Raw genomic sequence first — 16292 nt, 5'->3', positions numbered from 1 at the left:
CCGGGTGAAGGCCGCGGTCTTGGCCCGGTGCCAGGTGAGCAGCAGCTCGGTCCGGTCGGCGTCGCCCACGGCGGCGGCGAACGCCGGCTCGGCGAACAGCGACGCCATCCGTTCCTTGCCGCCGCCGATCCTCAGCTTCCCGGCGTAGTCGTCCTCGCTCCACCGGGCGGGCAGCCCGAACTGCTCGAACGTGGCGTTGAAGGCCGGCAGGTGGCCGTCCCGCTCGGTGTCGGCGAGCACACCGTCGCAGTCGAAGACCAGGGCGGTCACCACGCTCGTCCCGACCCGCCGAACAGCCGGATGTGCCGCCGCGCCATGTCCACGACCGCGGCCCGCTGGTGCTTGAACAGCGTCGGCGGGTCCCACTTGTCGCGCTCGGCGGCCTCCCGCAGGGCGTCCAGGCCGGATTTCAGGTACGTCTCCTTGAGCGCCGTGGAGATGTTGACCTTCGCGCAGCCCCGGGCGATCAGGTCGGTGAACTGCTCGTCGGACAGCCCGGTGCCGCCGTGCAGGGCCATCGGGACGCCGGTGGCCGCGACCAGGTCGCTGACCCGCTGGGCGTTCAGCACCGGGGCCCGCTTGTACTGGCCGTGCGCGTTGCCGATGGCCGGGGCGAAGCAGTCCACGCCGGTGCGCTTGATGAAATCGGCCGCGACCTCCAGGCTCTGCACCACGGTGGCGTCGTCGGAGCCGACGTCGTCCTCGACGCCCTGGATGCCCTCGATCTCGCCCTCGACGTGCGCGCCGGTGCGGCGGGCCTCGGCCACCACCTCGGTGGTCTGCCGCAGGTTCTCCGCCACGGTGAGCTCGTGCGCGTCGAACAGCACCGAGTTCCAGCCGCCCCGCAGGCAGTCGGAGATCACCGCGCGGTCCGGGCAGTGGTCCAGGTGCAGGGCCACCGGTACTGCCACGTCGCGCGCGAGGGTCTGGAAGATGTCGTGCAGCTGGCGCCGGCCGTACATGCGGACGGTCTTCACCGACGTCTGCAGGATGACCGGCGCTTGTTCCGCCACGGCGGCGGCCAGCACGGCCTCGATGGTCAGGTCGTTGACGATGTTGAAGGCGGCCACCCCGTACCGCGCGGCCAGGGCACGGTCGAGGATGTCCTTCATGGAGACGACGGGCACAGCGCCAGTCAAGACCCCCGGGGGCGGGCGGCGGTATGGGGGAGATTCCCCATCCAGTCGTTGTCCAGGGCGGTGACCACGGCGGTCGTACGGTTGGAGGCGCCGGTCTTGCGCATGATCGCGCCGACGTGTTTCTCCACGGTCTTGGCCGACAGCCCGAGCCGGCGCGCCATCTCGCGGTAGGTCAGGCCCTGCCGCAGCAGCTCGAGCACCTCGGCCTCGCGCGGGGTGAACGGCGGCCCGGCCCGGGCGGCGGGCGCGCCCACCGAAGCGGTGAAGCGCCGCTTGATCAGCGCGGCGAGCGCCGGGTCGCGCCGGCCCGCCTCGACGATCGCCGCGGCCGCGGACTGGGCCAGCGCCTCCAGCTCGTCGACGGCGCGGGGCGAGAGGGCGCCGGCCGCCGGGCCGAACGAGACGCTGACCGCGATCACGTCGCCGCGCCACCAGATCGGCACCGCCGTCGCCGGGCCCCGCCGCGCCGGATGCGCCACGGCCAGATGACCCGCCCGCAGCCGGCCGTAGTCCGGGATCAGCACCGGCCGGCGGCTGCCGAACGCGCGGCCGGTGGCACCCTCGTCCAGCGGGAACGACTGGCCGAGCCGGCAGGAGACGCCGTACTCGGCGGCCTTGACGTAGCAGCCGCGATCGGCGTCGATCAGCGACACGCTGCCGGCCACCGAGCCGGTCAGCCGGCCGGTGTGCCGCAGCAGGCGCCGCAGCACGGGGGTCAGCCGGAGATCCCCATAGACGTCGGCGACCGCCTCGTCGAGACGGAAGACCGGACCCATACCTCGAACCTATGGTTCCCCGACCGATGAATCAACGGCATACGGGTTCAGCCGCCCCCAGCCGGCCAGCTGCCGGACCAGCCAGGCCGGCGCGGTCACCGACATCGCGCCCGCCCGCTGGGCCACGGCGAGCCTGGTCTCGCCGGCGTACCAGCGGATCAGGCCGGCCGTGTCGGTGCTGACCTGGCCGTCCTCGGCGAAGCCCGGTGCCTGTGCACACACCTCGTTGCCGGTGGCCGACAGCACCAGCCAGAAGCGGTTGGGCAGCGGCCGCCCGGTGATGTGGAAGAGCACGACGATCCGCGGGCGCGGCAGCGTCTCCGGGGCGATCATCCGGGAGAGCATCCACAGAGCCAGGTAGGGATCCTGGTCCTCGGGACGGACCGTACGCCAGCGGGCGCCCCACGCGCCGAGTTCCAGGCAGACCTGCGCGAGTTCGGCGCCGCTGGGGCTCAGCGCGTACGCCGTGGACCGGCCGGCCCGGTGGCGTTCGATCACACCGGCGTGGTGCAGCGAGCGCAGCCGCTGGGACAGCACGCTGCGGGGCAGGCCCGGCGCGCCGTCCAGGATCTCGTTGAAGTGGCCGCAGCCCAGGTACAGGTTGCGGATGATGATCGGCGTCCATCGCTCGGCGAAGATCTCGGCGGCCAGCGCGATGGGACAGTATTGGCCGTAACCCCGCATCCCCCCACCATCCGCTGCCCGGCGGCCCGGCGGAAGTTCGCTTTTCAAACTTTCGCGGCCGGCCGCCGGCTGCTTGCCTGGGCTGAACGAGCTTTGTCGTCGCGTCGCATTCGTGTCGAGGTGGGTGAGGTTTCAATGGCCGGGGTGAGGTACCAGCTGTCGGCGGAGGCGGCCGAGTTCTACGAGAGCACGTTCGTGCCCGCGCTGTTCGCCGCGTGGGCGCGGCGCCTGGTCGACACCGTGGCGGTGACGCCGGGCCAGGCGGTCCTGGACGTCGCGTGCGGCACCGGAGTGGTGGCCCGCACCGCGGCAGACCTGGCCGGGGCCGCCGGCGAGGTGGTCGGCGTGGACCTGAACACCTCGATGCTCGCGGTGGCCCGCCGGATCCGGCCGGACCTGCGCTGGCAGCACGGCGACGCCTGCGCGCTGCCGTTCGGCGATGCCTCGTTCGACCTGGTGCTGTCGCAGGCCGGGCTGATGTTCTTCGGCGACCGGATGGCGGCGCTGCGGGAGATGGCCCGGGTCGCGGGGGTACGCGGCCGGGTCGCGGTGCAGGTGCCCGGCCGGCTTGCCGCCAGCCCCGGCTACCGGGCGCTGGCGGACGTCGTCGCGCGGCACGCCGGTCGCGAGGCGGTGGACCTGCTCGGCGCCTACTTCGCGGTCGGCGAGCCGGATGAGCTCCATCACCTGGTCGACGCGGCCGGGCTGCGGGTCGAGGTGTTCGACACCTGGCTCGGCGCGACCCGGCTGGACTCGGTCGACACCTTCCTGGCCGTCGAGCTGCTGCCCCTCGCCGACCGGCTGGACCGGGACGTCCGCGACCGGATCGTCGAGGACTGCCGGACCGCGCTGGCGCCGTTCGTGGACGCGGCCGGTGCCATCGCGGCACCGATCGAGGTGCATCTCGTCGTGGCGCGCCCCGAGCCGGAGTAATGGCCGTCGAGGGGTGGAACTGGCCGGCCTAGGTGCGGGAGGCGGCCGCTTGATCGACCGTCCCGGCGGTGAGCAACGCGCGGACGGCGGCGGCGTCCGGCAGATCCAGCGCGGCCCGCGCTGTCGCCGTGGCATCGGCCAGGTCGACGGCGCGGACGGCTTCCTTGATCGCCGGAACGGTCCGTGGTGCCACGCTCAGCTCGCGCACGCCCAGCCCGGCCAGCAGGGGAGTGGCGGCCTCGTCGCCGGCCAGTTCGCCGCAGACCGCGACGGAGATCCGCTCGCCGGCGCCCCGGCAGACCGCGTCGATCAGCCAAAGCACGCCCGGGTCCAGGCCGTCGGCCAAGGCGGCCAGCGCCGCGTTGCCGCGCTCGGCCGCCAGCGCATACTGGGTCAGATCGTTCGTCCCGATGCTGAAGAAGTCGACGTAGGGCGCGAACGCGGCGGCCTTGAGCGCGGCGGCCGGCACCTCCACCATGATCCCGACCCGCAGGCCGGCGGGTTCGGCCCCGCCCGCCAGCGCGATCGCGTCGCCGAGCATCCGGCGGGCGTGCAGCACCTCGTCCACCGTGCTGACCATCGGGAACATGAGGCTGACCGGCACGTCGCGGGCGACCCGGGCCACGGCCAGCAACTGGTCGGCGAGCAGCTTCGGATGCCGGAGCGCATAGCGCAGGCCGCGGACACCCAGGAACGGGTTCTGCTCGGCCGCCGCCGGCAGATACCGCAACGGCTTGTCGCCGCCGACGTCGAGCGTGCGCACGGTGAGCCGCCGACCGCCGAATGCCTCCGCGATCTCCCGCAGCACGGCCTCCTGCTCGTCGACCTCCGGCGCCGCGTCGCGGTCCAGGAACAGGAACTCGGTGCGGATCAGCCCGACCAGGTCGGCACCGCTGTCCGCGGCGGCGCGCGCGTCCGCGAGCGACCCGACGTTCGCGCCGACGGCGATGGGCAAGCCGTCGCGGGTCACGGCCGGCGCCGAGGCCCGACCGGCCGCCCGGGCCCGGCGCGACGCCTGTTCGGCGGCTCGTTCGCGCAGCGCCGCCAACATCTGCTCCGGCGGGGCCACGAGCACCTCGCCGGTGCCACCGTCCAGGCCGACCGGCGTACCGTCCGGAATGTCGAGCACCGCAGGCCCGGCGCCGACGACCGCGGGAATGTCGCGGGTCCGCAGCAGGATCGCGCTGTGCGCGGTGGGGCTGCCGAAGGCCAGCAGAACACCGGCGACCCGCCCGGGGTCGAGGCCGGCCGCCTCGGCCGGGGTGAGATCAGCGGCGACCAGCACGCCGGAGCCCGGTGCTACCGCGCCGGAACCTGGTGTCACCGCGCCGGGACCTGGTGTCACCCCGCCGGGACCTGGTGTCACCGTGCCGGGACCCGGTGTCACAGCGCCGGGCGTACCGAGCAGGACCCGCAGCACCTGATCGGCGACCGCGCGGACGTCGGCCGCCCGGGCCTTCAGGTACGGGTCGGCGAGTGCCTCGAACTCGCCGGCGACCCGGAGGGTGGCGGCCGACCAGGCCCGCGGCGCGGCCTCGCCGGCGTCGATCCGGGACCGCACCTCGGCGAGCAGGTCGACATCGTCGAGTAGCAGCAGGTGCGCGTCGAAGATCGCCGCGGCGGATTCCCCGGCGTCGCGGGCCGTCCCGGCGCGGAACTGCTCCAGGTCGCTCCGGACGGCCGCGAGCGCGTCGTCGATCCGCTGCCGCTCCAGCGCCGGCTCGCCGGCGGGGACGTCGGGAATGGCGGGCGGCGCCACGGCCGGATGCCAGGCAGGCCCGATGGCGATCCCCGGTGACGCCGGCCACCCGCCTGCCCCGCTGGCCGTGCTGGTCCCGGTGGTCGTGCTGGTCCCGGTGGTCGTGCTGGTCCCGGTGGTCGGGCCGGCCCCGCTGGCCGTGCCGATCCCGCCGGTCGGGCCGGTCCCGCTAGTCCCGCCAGTCCCGCCGGTCGGGCTGGTCGGGCTGGTCGGGCTGGTCGGGCCGGTCGGGCTGGTCGGGCCGGTCGGGCTGGTCGGGCTGGTCGGGCCGGTCGGGCCGGTCGGGCCGGTCGCCGACCTTTCCGGTACGGGGGCAGCGCTGTCGATCTCGTCGAACTCGCGGCCGGCCAGCGCCACGATCTGGTCGACGGCTTCCCGGGCCTGCGGGCCCGATGCGCGTACCTCGATCTGATGCCCGTTGAGCACGCCCAGGGTCGCGACCCTCGACAGGCTCGACGCCGGCACCCACGCCGATCCCGTGCCGGCGTTGCGGATCTCCACCCGCGCGTCGAACGCCCGCGCCCGCGCCACCAGCCGGGCGGCCGGCCGCGCGTGCAGGCCGTGCCGATTGGTCACGGTCACGTGTGGCCGACGGCCCGTCGCCGTTGGGCGGCGAACCGGCGACGGATGGCGTGCTGTCGCTGGACGGTGGGCCGGCGGCGGGTGGTGGGCCGGCACCGGCGGGCGGTGGGCCGGTGGTGGGTGGCGGGCCGAGGTGGGACTGCTTGCCGGCCAGGCCCGCGGTGGCCTCGGCGGCGACCTCATCGCGCCCGGCGCCGCCGGCGGCGGCCACCACAGCGGCGACCAGGCCTTCGACGAGCGGTGCCGGGCAGAGCACGATTCGGTCGCGCAGGTCGTCGGCCAGCAGGTCGAGCGCGAGCTCGGCGGAGAGGACGGCGCTGCCCAGGTCCATCAGCACGACCACGCCGTCGCCCTGGTCCGCCGAGGCCATGGCCTCGGTGATGGCGACGGCGTCGGTGCCGAACGTCGTCTCGTCCAGCCCGGCGGCGAGGAAGATCGGAACCTGCCGGTCCGGCACCATCTCGGCCGCGAGTGCCACCGCGGCCCGGGCCAGGGCGTGGCTGTGGCTCACCACCACCAGGCCGACCATCGCCGTCAGGTTCCGCTCAGCGCGGTCGCCGCGGCGGTGAGCAGCAGCGTCACCGAGGTCGCTCCCGGGTCCTGGTGGCCGGCACTGCGCTCGCCCAGGTAGCTGGCGCGGCCCTTCCGGGCCACCAGCGGAATCGTCGCGTCGCGGCCCTGCTCGGCGGCCCGGACCGCCGCCCGCACCGCCTCGCCGAGCGGCCGGCCGGCGCCGAGCGCGCCGTCGAGGGCGTCGACCGCGGGGGACAGCGCGTCGACCATCGTCTTGTCGCCGGCCTCGGCCTTGCCCCGGGCGACCACGCCGTCGAGGCCGGCCCGCAGCACCTTGGCGAACCCCTGCGCGTCGAGCACGTCGGCGCCGCCGGCCGCCGCCGCCATGCGCAGGAACGCCGTCCCGTAGAGCGGGCCGCTGGCGCCACCGACCTTGCTCACCAGCGTCATCCCCGTACGTTTGAGCACGTCCGCCGGGGTGCCGGGCGCCTCCGCGTCGAGCATGGCGAGGACCGCGGTCATCCCGCGGTCCATGTTGGCGCCGTGGTCGGCGTCGCCGATCGCGGCGTCGAGCTCGGTCAGCGTGTCCTTGCCGGACGCGATCAGCCGGCCGAACTCCCGCACCCACGCGGTCAGCGCCGCCGTGTCCACCGAGCCGGTCATGCCGGGCTCTCCTCTCGCGTGCCCAGCCGGCCCTCGCCTGCGAGGTCGTCCGCAGGTGCGGGTGGGTGCCGCTCGGTGCAGGCGGTCATGCTGGGCTCTCCTCTCGCGTGCCCTGCCGGCCCTCGCCTGCGAGGTCGTCCGCAGGTGCGGGTGGGTGCCGCTCGGTGCAGGCGGTCATGCTGGGCTCTCCGTTCGCATGCCCTCGCCCGCGAGGCCGCAGGCGGTCATGCGCCCCACCGCAGGGCCGGGGTCCGCACCGGCGCGTCCCACAGCCGCAGCATCTCGTCGTCGGCCTTGAGCAGGGTGACCGAGCAGCCGGCCATGTCGAGGCTGGTGATGTACGGGCCGACCAGGGATCGGGCGATCGTGATTCCCGCCTTGCCGAGGATCGCCGCGACCTCGTTGTACACGATGTACAGCTCGATCAGCGGGCTGGCGCCCATGCCGTTGACGAAGGCGATCACGCCGTCGCCGCCGGTGAAGTCGAGGTCGCCGAGGATCGGGCTGACCAGCATCTCGGCGATTTCGGCGGCCGGCGCCAGCGGCACGCGGCGGCGGCCGGGCTCGCCGTGGATCCCGATGCCGACCTCCATCTGGCCTTCCGGCAGGTCGAACGTGGGTTTTCCGGCGGTCGGGACCGTGCACGAGCTGAGCGCCACGCCCATGCTGCGGCCGTTCGCGTTGACCTTGCGGGCGATGTCGGCGACCTCGGGCAGCGACCGGCCCTGGTCGGCGGCGGCGCCGGCGATCTTCTCGACCAGCACGGTCACGCCGACCCCGCGGCGCCCGGCGGTGTACAGGCTGTCCTGCACCGCCACGTCGTCGTCGGTCACCACGGCGGTGACGGTGACGCCGGCCTCCGCGGCGGCGATCTCGGCGGCCATCTCGAAGTTCATGACGTCGCCGGTGTAGTTCTTGACGATGTGCAGCACCCCGGCGCCGCCGTCGACGGCCTTGGTCGCCGCCATGATCTGGTCCGGCACCGGCGAGGTGAAGATCTCCCCGGGACAGGCCGCGTCCAGCATGCCGGGGCCGACGAACCCGGCGTGCAGCGGTTCGTGCCCGGACCCGCCGCCGGAGACCAGGCCTACCTTGCCCTGGACCGGGGCGTCGCCGCGGTAGACGATGCGGTTCTCGTGGTCGACGCGAAGCTCGGGATGGGCCGCGGCGATGCCGCGGAGCGCGTCCGTCACCACGTTCGCCGGGTCGTTGATCAGCTGGTTCATCGATGACTCCTCGCCGCTGGATGCTGGAGGGACGACCTGCTCTTCAACAAGTTACGCCCGGGCACGCGGAAAAGAGCAGTGGGCTCAGACGCGGAAGTGGGTCACGGAGTCGTTGAGCTCGCGGGCGAGGATGACAAGTTCGCGGGCGGCGTCGGCGGCCATGGCGGCGCCGGCGTTGGATTCGTCGGCGTTGCCGGAGAGGTCGGCGATGCTGTGTGCGATGTGCTCCATGCCGGTGGCCGCCTCGCCCACGCTGCGGCTGATCTCGTTGGTGGTGGCGGTCTGCTCCTCCACCGCCGAGGCCACTGTGGTCTGGTGCTGGTTGATCTGCTCGACGATCTCGCTGATCTCCTCCAGGGCCCGCGCCGCCTCCGCGCTGCTGGACTGGATGGCAGTGATCTTGCTGGTGATCTCGCCGGTGGCGCCGGCGGTCTCCTGGGCGAGGTCCTTGACCTCCGTGGCGACCACCGCGAAGCCCTTGCCCGCCTCTCCCGCGCGGGCCGCCTCGATGGTCGCGTTCAGGGCCAGCAGGTTGGTCTGCTCGGCGATGCCGTTGATCACCTTGACCACGTCGCCGACCTCGACGCTGGCCGTGCCGAGCGCCGCCACCGAGCCGTTGGTCCGGACGGCGGTGCTCAGCGCCTGCTGAGCGACCTCCACGGCGCTGGCCGCGCTGCGGGCGATCTCGGCGATCGCCGCGTTCATCTGCTCGCTGGCCGCCGCCACGGTGCTCACGCTCGCGGTCACCTCGTTCGCGCTGGCCGAGGCGGTCGCGGAGCGGGCCGCGGTGATCGTGGCGCCGGCCGCGATCCGGTTCGCCACCTCGGTCAGCGCGCCGGCCGCCGTGGCGAGCTGGCCGGCCTGGCCGAGGACCCGGGCGACGCTGCCCCGCATCGCCGAGAGGGTCTGGCGCAGCGCCCGGGCCATCGCGCCGACCTCGTCGCGCGTGCCGGGGTCCGGAACCTCCGTGGTCAGGTCGCCCTCGGCGACCCGGCCCAGGGCGGTGGAGATCTGCCGCAGCGGCCGGCTGATCCCCCGGGACACCGAGAACGCGAGGAACAGGCCGATGACCACCGCGACGGCGACGCCGGCGAGGGAGAAGACCACCGCTTCGCGGTACTTGTCGTCCAGCTCGGTCACCCGGGTGGCGGCCTCCGCGGACTCCGCCGTGGCCATGTCGATCAGCAGGGCCTTGCATGCCTCGTACGGTGCGTCGGCCGCGCCGTCCTTGACGTTGACGTACTTCGCGACGTCGCCACCCAGCGCCGCCGGCAGCATCTGCTCGCGGACGAGATCGAAGTAGGTGTTCTGCTGCTCGGTGAAGTTCGCGACCACGCCGGCGTCGGCGGCCTGGCCGCGGTATTCCTCCGTCAACGTCTCCAGCGCCGCCATGTCCTGCTCGACCAGGGCGGCCTTCTTGGTCATCGCCTCGGAGCCGGGCTTGAGGATCGTCATCGCGTTCAGGTCCAGGCGCAGCAGCCGGAAGGCGTCGCGCAGGTTCGACGCGACCACCAGCGGCTTGACGTTGCTGGTGTAGATCGCCTTGCCCGCGGAGCGCACGTCACCCGTGCGGCTCAGCGCCGCCAGCGTGGCCAGCGTGGCGACCAGCAGCGTCACCAGGACGGCCGCGGTGATCTTCACACCGACCGGCAGATCCCGCCACAGGCGGCGACGCGTCGACGGTGCCACCGGTGTGTTCGACATGTCCGCAACCCCCTCGACCGGCCCGAACCTCCGATGTTATGCACCGAATTCCTGATTCATGCTTATATTCCGTCAACGCAGCAGATTCACAGCCGGTACTCCGGTTTCGTCAAGCCTGTGGGCAAACTATGACGGGCATGTGGAGCTCCCGAGAGCCGGCTCCGGCCGCCCAGCCGTGGCCTTCGCGGTCATCGCTTTCCCGCAGCGCCGTGGCGAGGCTGGTGCAGCTGGCCGGGCTCTTCGACGTGCTCACCGCGGTGCTTCCGCCCCGGCACGGCCGGCTGCCGGTGCTGCTGGAGTTCGTGCCGATGGCCGGCATCCTGTCGGCGCGGGCCGCGACGGCCGCGGCGGGCGCGTTGCTGATCTATCTCGGTGCGGGGCTGCGCCGCGGCAAGCACCGCGCGTGGCAGCTCGCCGTCGCCCTCGCGGGTGCGAGCGTGGTGCTGCACGTGGTCAAGGGGCTCGACATCGGCGCGGCGGTGGTCTCGGCGCTGCTGCTGGCGATGTTGATCGCGACGCGCGGCCGGTTCCACGCGGTCGCCGATCCCCGGAACCGGTGGCGGGCCCCGGTCGCCCTGGCCGGCTTCGCGGCGGTGGGCTTCCTGCTGGGGTTCGTCGAGATCGCGGTGCGGGTCAATCACCTGGTCGGCCGGCCGGGGTGGCTCAGCTGGGCCGAGGAATCCCTGCTCGGCCTGATCGGTGTCGCCGGGCCGGTGCAGTTCCAGCGCCCGCTGGGCGAGGAGGCCGTCAGCCTGACCACCGGCACGTTCGGGCTGCTCGCGATCGCCGCCGCGACCATTCTGCTGCTGCGCCCGGGGGTGCCGGCGGTGCCGCGCACGGCGGAGGACGACGTCCGGGTCCGCGAGCTGCTGGACCGCCACGGCGCGGATGACTCGCTCGGCTACTTCGCGCTGCGCCCCGACAAACTGCTCGCGTGGACGTCCGGACACCACGCCGCGGTCGCGCACCGGGTGATCAACGGGGTGAGCCTCGCCACGGGCGACCCGATCGGGGCGCGGTCGGCGTGGCCCGAGGCGATCAACGCCTGGCTGAACGAGAGCCTCCGGCACGGCTGGACCCCGGCCGTGCTCGGCTGCGGCAACGCCGGCGGCACGGCGTACCGGCGCTGCGGCCTCGACGTCGTCGAGCTCGGCGACGAGGCCGTGGTGGACGTCGCAGACTTCTCCCTGGAGGGCAGGGCCATGCGCTCGGTCCGGCAGGCCGTCGCCCGGATCGGCCGCGCCGGATACACCTGCCAGATCGTCCGGCAGCGCGACGTGGCACCCGCCGAGCTCGGCGCGGTGGTCCGGGCCGCGGCGGAGTTCCGCGACGGTACGGTCGAACGCGGCTTCTCGATGGCGTTGTCGCGCATCGGCGACCCCCGGGACGGCGCCTGCCTGCTGGCGATCTGCCGGGACGGCGAGTCGCGGATCCGCGGGGTGCTGCAGTTCGTGCCCTGGGGGCCGGACGGGCTGTCGCTGGATCTGATGCGTGGCGACCGCCGGGCCGAGAACGGCCTGACCGAGTTCATGATCGTCAGCACGATCGAGGCGGCCGCGGCGGCGGGCATCCGGCGCATCTCGCTGAACTTCGCCGTCCTGCGGTCGGTCTTCGCCCGGGCCGAGGAGCTCGGGGCGGGCCCGGTGCTGCGGCTGTGGCACAAGGTGTTGCGGGCCGCGTCGCGCTTCTGGCAGATCGAGTCGCTGTACCGGGCCAACGCCAAGTACCTGCCCACCTGGCAGCCCCGCTACCTCTGCTTCCCGACCGCCCGGGACCTGCCCCGGATCGCGCTCGCCGCGCTGCGCGCCGAGGCCTTCCTGCCGGGCGGCGCAAGCACCGGCGCCGCCCCGGCCGGCGCGCCCCGCGGCGTGACCGCCCGCGCGGCGAGCTGACGATGCGCGCCCGGCGGGCGGCGGCCGCCGCCGTCTGGATCATCGTGGGGGTGAGCCTGCTGGCGCCGCCCGGGTGGGCGCCGTCGCTTCGGCATCCGCCGCCCGGGGGCATCGCCGTGGTCGCCCTGGGCGATTCGGTGCCGGCGGGCACGGCATGTCACTGCACACCCTTTCCCGACCTGTACGCCGGACTCGTCAGCCCCGGCGCCCAGGCTGTGAACCTCGCCCACAACGGCTACACGTCGGCGGACGTCCGGCGGCAGGTCGGCGCGGCGAGCCTGCGGGCGCCGCTCGCCGCCGCGGCCGTGGTGCTCATCATGGTGGGGGCGAACGACATGGCCGGGGTCTTCACGGGTTCCCGGGACACCGCCTCCTACGTGGCCGTCGCCACCCGGATCGACGACGACGTGGCCGCCACGGTCCGGCGCATCCGGGCGATCCACTCCGGCCCACAGCCGGCCCACGTGCTCGTGTTCGGTTACTGGAACGTGGTCGAGGACGGGGCGGTGGGCCGGTCCGACTACGACCGGGACGGGCTGGCCGCCGCGGAGACCGCCACCCGCTATGCGAACAGCGCGCTGCAGGCCGCCGCCCGGCGTGCGACCGCGGTGTACGTGCCCACCTACCCGGCCTTCAAGGGCGCGGACGGTTCCATCGATCCCACCGACCTGCTCGCCGGCGACGGTGACCATCCCAGCGCCCGGGGCCACGAACTGATCGCTCAGGCCGCGTACGCGGTCCTGCCGAACGGCTGAGCGGGTGGGCTCATGTCATTGACCGGTGTCCCGCTGCTCGCCGCGGCGGTCTGCGCGTTGCTCGTCGCCGTCGTGGCCACCGGCTACGGCTGGCGGCGCACCGGCCGGGAGCGGTTCCTGATCCGCCCGGCCGGCGTGCTGCTGACCGAGGCGCTGGCGCTGCTCGTCGTGGGGCTCGCCGTGAACGCCTCGGAGGGTTTCTATCCCTCGTGGGCGGCGCTCGCCCCGCACCACGAGGGGACCACGGCCGGGCAGACCGTCCCGGGCCGCCTCGACCCGCTGCTGGGACAGCGTGCGGGAGCGGACGACGGGGCGGCTGTCACCATCACCTGGCAGCCGGACGGCTGGCAGCAGTGGCACCTGGCCGCACCGCCGGTCGTCGTGGTGCCGGCCGGATACCTGCGGCATCCCGGCTGGCGCTATCCGGCCATCGTGGTCGAGGACCAGGCCGGGGCCGGGCAGCCGGCCGCGCCGGACGCGGTCCTGGTGTGTCTGCGGACCGCCGGGGCGCGGGACGCCGGCATCCTGGCGACGCGGCTGCCCCGGGCACTCGCCGCCGACCTGCGGGTGACCGCACACAGCTGGGCCCTCGTGACTCCGGCCGGACAGGCCGCCCTCGACCGGGCGGTCCTGCTCGCCGATCCCGCCCGTTACCGGGCGGTGGCCCTGCTGGCCACGGACCGTCGTCCGGCGGGGCCGGCAATGCCCACGGGTACGGACACGACCGTCGTCCGCGCGGCCCGGGGCGCCGCGACGACGGCGGCACTGCGCTGGGCCGGCCAGCGGATCCCGGCGCCGCTGGCGGCTCCGGCGGCGCTGGCCCCGTACCAGAAATCAGCCGGACCCCGGCCCGGCGCCGCACCGACCGGAGGTGGGCATGGCACCGGACAGCCGCGCCGTTGAGCTGCTGGCGGTCGCCGCGGCGATCGTCGCCGCCGTGCTGCTCGCGCTCACCTGGGACGCGGCGCCCGACCGCCGGCGGATCCCGGTCCGCGCGGCGGCGTTCGCGCTGTGCCTCGTGACCGCCGCGGCCGCCGCCGGGATCTGGGTCAACCGGCAGGTCGAGACCTACACCAGCTGGTCGGCCCTGGTCGGCGCCGGCGGCAGCACCGGCGGGACGCCGGACACCTACGCCCCCGACGACGACGCGGGCGGGGCGGGTCAGGGCCGCGTCGTCGCGCTGACCGTGCACGGCAGGGCCAGCGGGCTCGTCCTGCCGATGTACGTCTACCTGCCGGCGGCCTACGCCGGAGCACCGGCGGCCCGGTTCCCGGTCGTCGAGGCGCTGCACGGCTACCCCGGCTCGCCGGTCTCCTGGCTGCGCCGGCTCGCCGTCGCCCGGCACCTGGACAGCGAGATCGACGCCGGACGGATGGCGCCGACGGTCGTGCTGTTCCCGTACCAGACGCCGAACCCCTTGCTGGACACCGAGTGCACCGACCTCGCCGGCGGGGTGCGGGCCGAGACCTTCCTCACCGTCGACGTGCCCGCCGCGGCCGCGGCCCACTTCCGGATCCGCACGGACCGGGGCGGCTGGGGGCTGATCGGCTACTCGGCCGGCGGCTTCTGCGCCACCAACCTGTTGCTGCGCCATCCCACCCGGTACGCCGCGGCGGCCAGCCTCTCCGGCTACGCCGACCCGGGAATCGCCGTGGGCGACGGCAGCGAACACACCACCAACAACGACGCGTGGCGCCTGGCGCATCTGCCGATCCCCGCCGCGGCGCTCTACCTCGCCTGCTCCCGTACCGACCGCGGCTCGTTTCGTGGCACCCGCACCCTGGCCCGGCTGGCCCGCCCGCCGCTGTCGGTGACCACGGCCTATGTCAGCGGCGGGGGCCACAACGACCAGACCTGGCAGGCGATGGAGGCGCCGGCCTTCGACTGGCTTTCCGCCTGGCTGGACCGCGCGACGACGTAGCTGTCGCCGTGGGTCTTGCGGAGACCGCGGTGGCACTGTGACACTTTCCGGCCTTACGGCGCTGTAGGAACGGGGGCGTCGAACCCTGCCCCTGAGGACCTACCGCGCGGAGGTTGTTGGATGGTGGCACCGGAGGACCTCGACGCCGTGGTGCGGGCAGCGCAGTCCGGCGACGAGGACGCATTCCGGCTGTTGTATCGCACCCAGCAGCCGGCGCTGCTCCGGTACCTGCGGGTCCTGGTCGGCGAGGACGCCGAGGACATCGCCTCCGAGGCCTGGCTGCAGATCAGCCGTGATCTCGGCACGTTCGCCGGCGACTGGGCCGGCTTTCGCGGCTGGACGGCGACAGTGGCCAGGCACCGTGCGATGGACAGTCTGCGCGCCACCCGGCGGCGGCCCCAGATCAGCGCGTCGGTCGAGCACTTTCTCGACCTGATCGCGCCGGAGGAGACCGCGGACCGGGCGCTCGAACTCGTCGCCACGGATGCCGCCGTGGCGCTGATCGCGTCCCTGCCCCGGGATCAGGCCGAGGCGGTGATGCTCCGGGTCGTCCTCGGCCTGGACGCCCAGGCCGCCGGCAAGATTCTCGGCAAACGCGCCGGGGCGGTCCGTACCGCCGCCTACCGGGGCCTGCGCCAGCTCGCCCGGCGGCTGGAAACGGCCGGCTCCGGTCCGCCCTTGCCCACCAACGTTTGGACAGGTGTGACAACTTCGACGACCCCGGCGCTTAAGGAGGTGAGATGAGCAGCAACGAGAGGCGTGATCGCATGGACCGGACCACCTGCGGAGCAGTTTCTGCAGGGTGACCGGGCCACGCTGAACGCCGGCCACCCCCGCCTCGCCGAGCTTCTGGCGGCGGCGAGTGCCTCGGCCCACCCGGCCGAGCTGGCCGGCGAGTCGGCGGCGATGGCGGCCTTCACCGCGGCTCGTCACTCGCCACCATCCCCAGCCCGGAGACCCTCCATGATTCAGCTCGCCATTGCCAAGATCCTGACCATCAAGGTCGCCGCCATCGCCGGCGTCGCCTGCGCGAGTGTCGGGGGTGTCGCACTGGCCGCCAACGCCGGTGTGCTGCCCGAGCCGATCAGCTCGCACCTGCCCGGCGTGCACAGCAGCAAGTCCGCGCAGCCGCACCCGGCGCAGTCCGGGTCCGCCCAGCCGCGCCCGATCCCGTCCGGCTCCGCGCTGCCGCGGCCCAGCGGCTCGGCCGCCACCCGGCTCGACATCGCCGCGCTGTGCCGCGACTTCGGCGGCCGGGGCGACCGGGCACACCGCACCAAGGCGCTGGAGGAGCGGCGCTTCGGTGAGCTGGTCCGCCAGGCCGGCAAGAAGGACCACGACCGGGTGGAGAAGTTCTGCGCCCGGCTCAAGCCGTCCGGGAGCCCGAGCGCCCGCCCGAGCGGCAGCGCGTTCCCCGACGGTGACCGCCCGAGCGGTCAGCCCAGCACTCGCCCCGGCGAGCAGTCCGGCAACCCCAGCGACAGGCCGAGTTCGTTCCCCCGCGGCTCGTCCGGTCCCGCTGGCCCCACCCAGCAGGGGTAGTCGGTCAGGCACCCCGGGGACGGGTCCGCACAGCCCATTCCCGGGGTGCCATCCATGGTCAATTCTGCATATTTGCCGTGGCCTTGTACCGCCCCGGTAATACGTTTCTGTTACGCGTTCCGCCGGGTCTCCCGGCGGTGCGCGCTTTTGTCGTGCCCGGGCTGCCGCTTTTCATGAAGTGACAGGTCATAGCGGGTGGAATG

14 protein-coding genes and 2 pseudogenes are annotated in these 16292 nt (G+C 74.0%); 7 read left to right on the top strand and 9 right to left on the bottom strand.

Annotation, left to right across the window (positions count from 1 at the left end; translation table 11 throughout):
- From DMB66_RS62875 to DMB66_RS33355, 4 genes and pseudogenes are all read right to left on the bottom strand, one after another.
- Positions 1 to 270: pseudogene (locus DMB66_RS62875) on the bottom strand (hypothetical protein); the annotation flags it as partial.
- On the bottom strand, positions 267 to 1127 hold the full coding sequence (locus DMB66_RS33365; RefSeq protein ID WP_125808099.1) for a class II fructose-bisphosphate aldolase: 861 nt from the start codon (positions 1125 to 1127) through the stop codon (positions 267 to 269). The pseudogene DMB66_RS62875 and the gene DMB66_RS33365, both read right to left, overlap by 4 nt.
- An 8-nt stretch (positions 1128 to 1135) precedes the next feature.
- Positions 1136 to 1915 (bottom strand): LuxR C-terminal-related transcriptional regulator, encoded by a 780-nt coding sequence (locus DMB66_RS33360; protein WP_125808098.1) that lies wholly within the window; start codon positions 1913 to 1915, stop codon positions 1136 to 1138.
- A 9-nt stretch (positions 1916 to 1924) separates the two neighbouring features.
- A complete protein-coding gene (locus tag DMB66_RS33355; RefSeq protein WP_125808097.1) occupies positions 1925 to 2599 on the bottom strand; it encodes a helix-turn-helix domain-containing protein in 675 nt (224 codons plus the stop codon).
- A 144-nt stretch (positions 2600 to 2743) separates the two neighbouring features.
- Between DMB66_RS33355 and DMB66_RS33350 the strand changes: the two genes are divergently transcribed.
- Positions 2744 to 3532 carry a methyltransferase domain-containing protein gene (locus tag DMB66_RS33350; RefSeq protein WP_199752766.1) on the top strand — a complete coding sequence of 263 codons (789 nt, stop codon included), beginning with the start codon at positions 2744 to 2746 and terminating at the stop codon, positions 3530 to 3532.
- A 28-nt stretch (positions 3533 to 3560) separates the two neighbouring features.
- On the opposite strand, the gene ptsP is transcribed toward DMB66_RS33350, so the two are convergent.
- The 5 genes and pseudogenes from ptsP to DMB66_RS33325 form a co-directional block, all read right to left on the bottom strand.
- Positions 3561 to 6056, bottom strand: a complete 2496-nt coding sequence (ptsP, locus tag DMB66_RS33345) for a phosphoenolpyruvate--protein phosphotransferase (RefSeq protein ID WP_370319681.1) — start codon at positions 6054 to 6056, stop codon at positions 3561 to 3563.
- Positions 6046 to 6402 (bottom strand): annotated as a pseudogene (dhaM, locus tag DMB66_RS66105) (dihydroxyacetone kinase phosphoryl donor subunit DhaM); the annotation flags it as partial. The gene ptsP and the pseudogene dhaM, both read right to left, overlap by 11 nt.
- 5 nt (positions 6403 to 6407) lie before the next feature.
- Positions 6408 to 7049, bottom strand: a complete 642-nt coding sequence (dhaL, locus tag DMB66_RS33335) for a dihydroxyacetone kinase subunit DhaL (RefSeq protein WP_125808095.1) — start codon at positions 7047 to 7049, stop codon at positions 6408 to 6410.
- A gap of 224 nt (positions 7050 to 7273) precedes the next feature.
- Entirely contained in the window at positions 7274 to 8275 is a 1002-nt protein-coding gene (gene dhaK, locus DMB66_RS33330) for a dihydroxyacetone kinase subunit DhaK (protein WP_125808094.1), read from the bottom strand.
- A gap of 84 nt (positions 8276 to 8359) precedes the next feature.
- The gene (locus DMB66_RS33325; RefSeq protein ID WP_125808093.1) at positions 8360 to 9979 is read right to left on the bottom strand and encodes a methyl-accepting chemotaxis protein; all 1620 of its coding nucleotides are present in this window, start codon (positions 9977 to 9979) and stop codon (positions 8360 to 8362) included.
- Positions 9980 to 10188: 209 nt separating this feature from the next.
- Between DMB66_RS33325 and DMB66_RS33320 the strand changes: the two genes are divergently transcribed.
- The 6 genes from DMB66_RS33320 to DMB66_RS33295 all read left to right on the top strand — a co-directional run bounded on the left by DMB66_RS33320 (position 10189) and on the right by DMB66_RS33295 (position 16089).
- On the top strand, positions 10189 to 11871 hold the full coding sequence (locus tag DMB66_RS33320; RefSeq protein WP_233625022.1) for a phosphatidylglycerol lysyltransferase domain-containing protein: 1683 nt from the start codon (positions 10189 to 10191) through the stop codon (positions 11869 to 11871).
- A gap of 2 nt (positions 11872 to 11873) precedes the next feature.
- Complete coding sequence (locus DMB66_RS33315) at positions 11874 to 12626, top strand: SGNH/GDSL hydrolase family protein (protein ID WP_125808091.1); 753 nt, start codon at positions 11874 to 11876, stop codon at positions 12624 to 12626.
- 12 nt (positions 12627 to 12638) lie between these two features.
- The gene (locus tag DMB66_RS33310; RefSeq protein ID WP_125808090.1) at positions 12639 to 13529 is read left to right on the top strand and encodes a hypothetical protein; all 891 of its coding nucleotides are present in this window, start codon (positions 12639 to 12641) and stop codon (positions 13527 to 13529) included.
- Positions 13504 to 14547 (top strand): esterase family protein, encoded by a 1044-nt coding sequence (locus tag DMB66_RS33305; protein ID WP_125808089.1) that lies wholly within the window; start codon positions 13504 to 13506, stop codon positions 14545 to 14547. Before DMB66_RS33310 ends, DMB66_RS33305 begins: the two co-directional genes overlap by 26 nt.
- A gap of 120 nt (positions 14548 to 14667) precedes the next feature.
- Complete coding sequence (locus DMB66_RS33300; RefSeq protein WP_125808088.1) at positions 14668 to 15291, top strand: RNA polymerase sigma factor; 624 nt, start codon at positions 14668 to 14670, stop codon at positions 15289 to 15291.
- A 15-nt stretch (positions 15292 to 15306) separates the two neighbouring features.
- On the top strand, positions 15307 to 16089 hold the full coding sequence (locus DMB66_RS33295; RefSeq protein ID WP_125808087.1) for a hypothetical protein: 783 nt from the start codon (positions 15307 to 15309) through the stop codon (positions 16087 to 16089).
- Positions 16090 to 16292 lie beyond the last annotated feature (203 nt).

Source organism: Actinoplanes sp. ATCC 53533 (assembly GCF_003947245.1).
The sequence above is the reverse complement of the archived record's forward strand: the minus strand, read 5'-3'. Positions and strand labels throughout refer to the sequence as shown.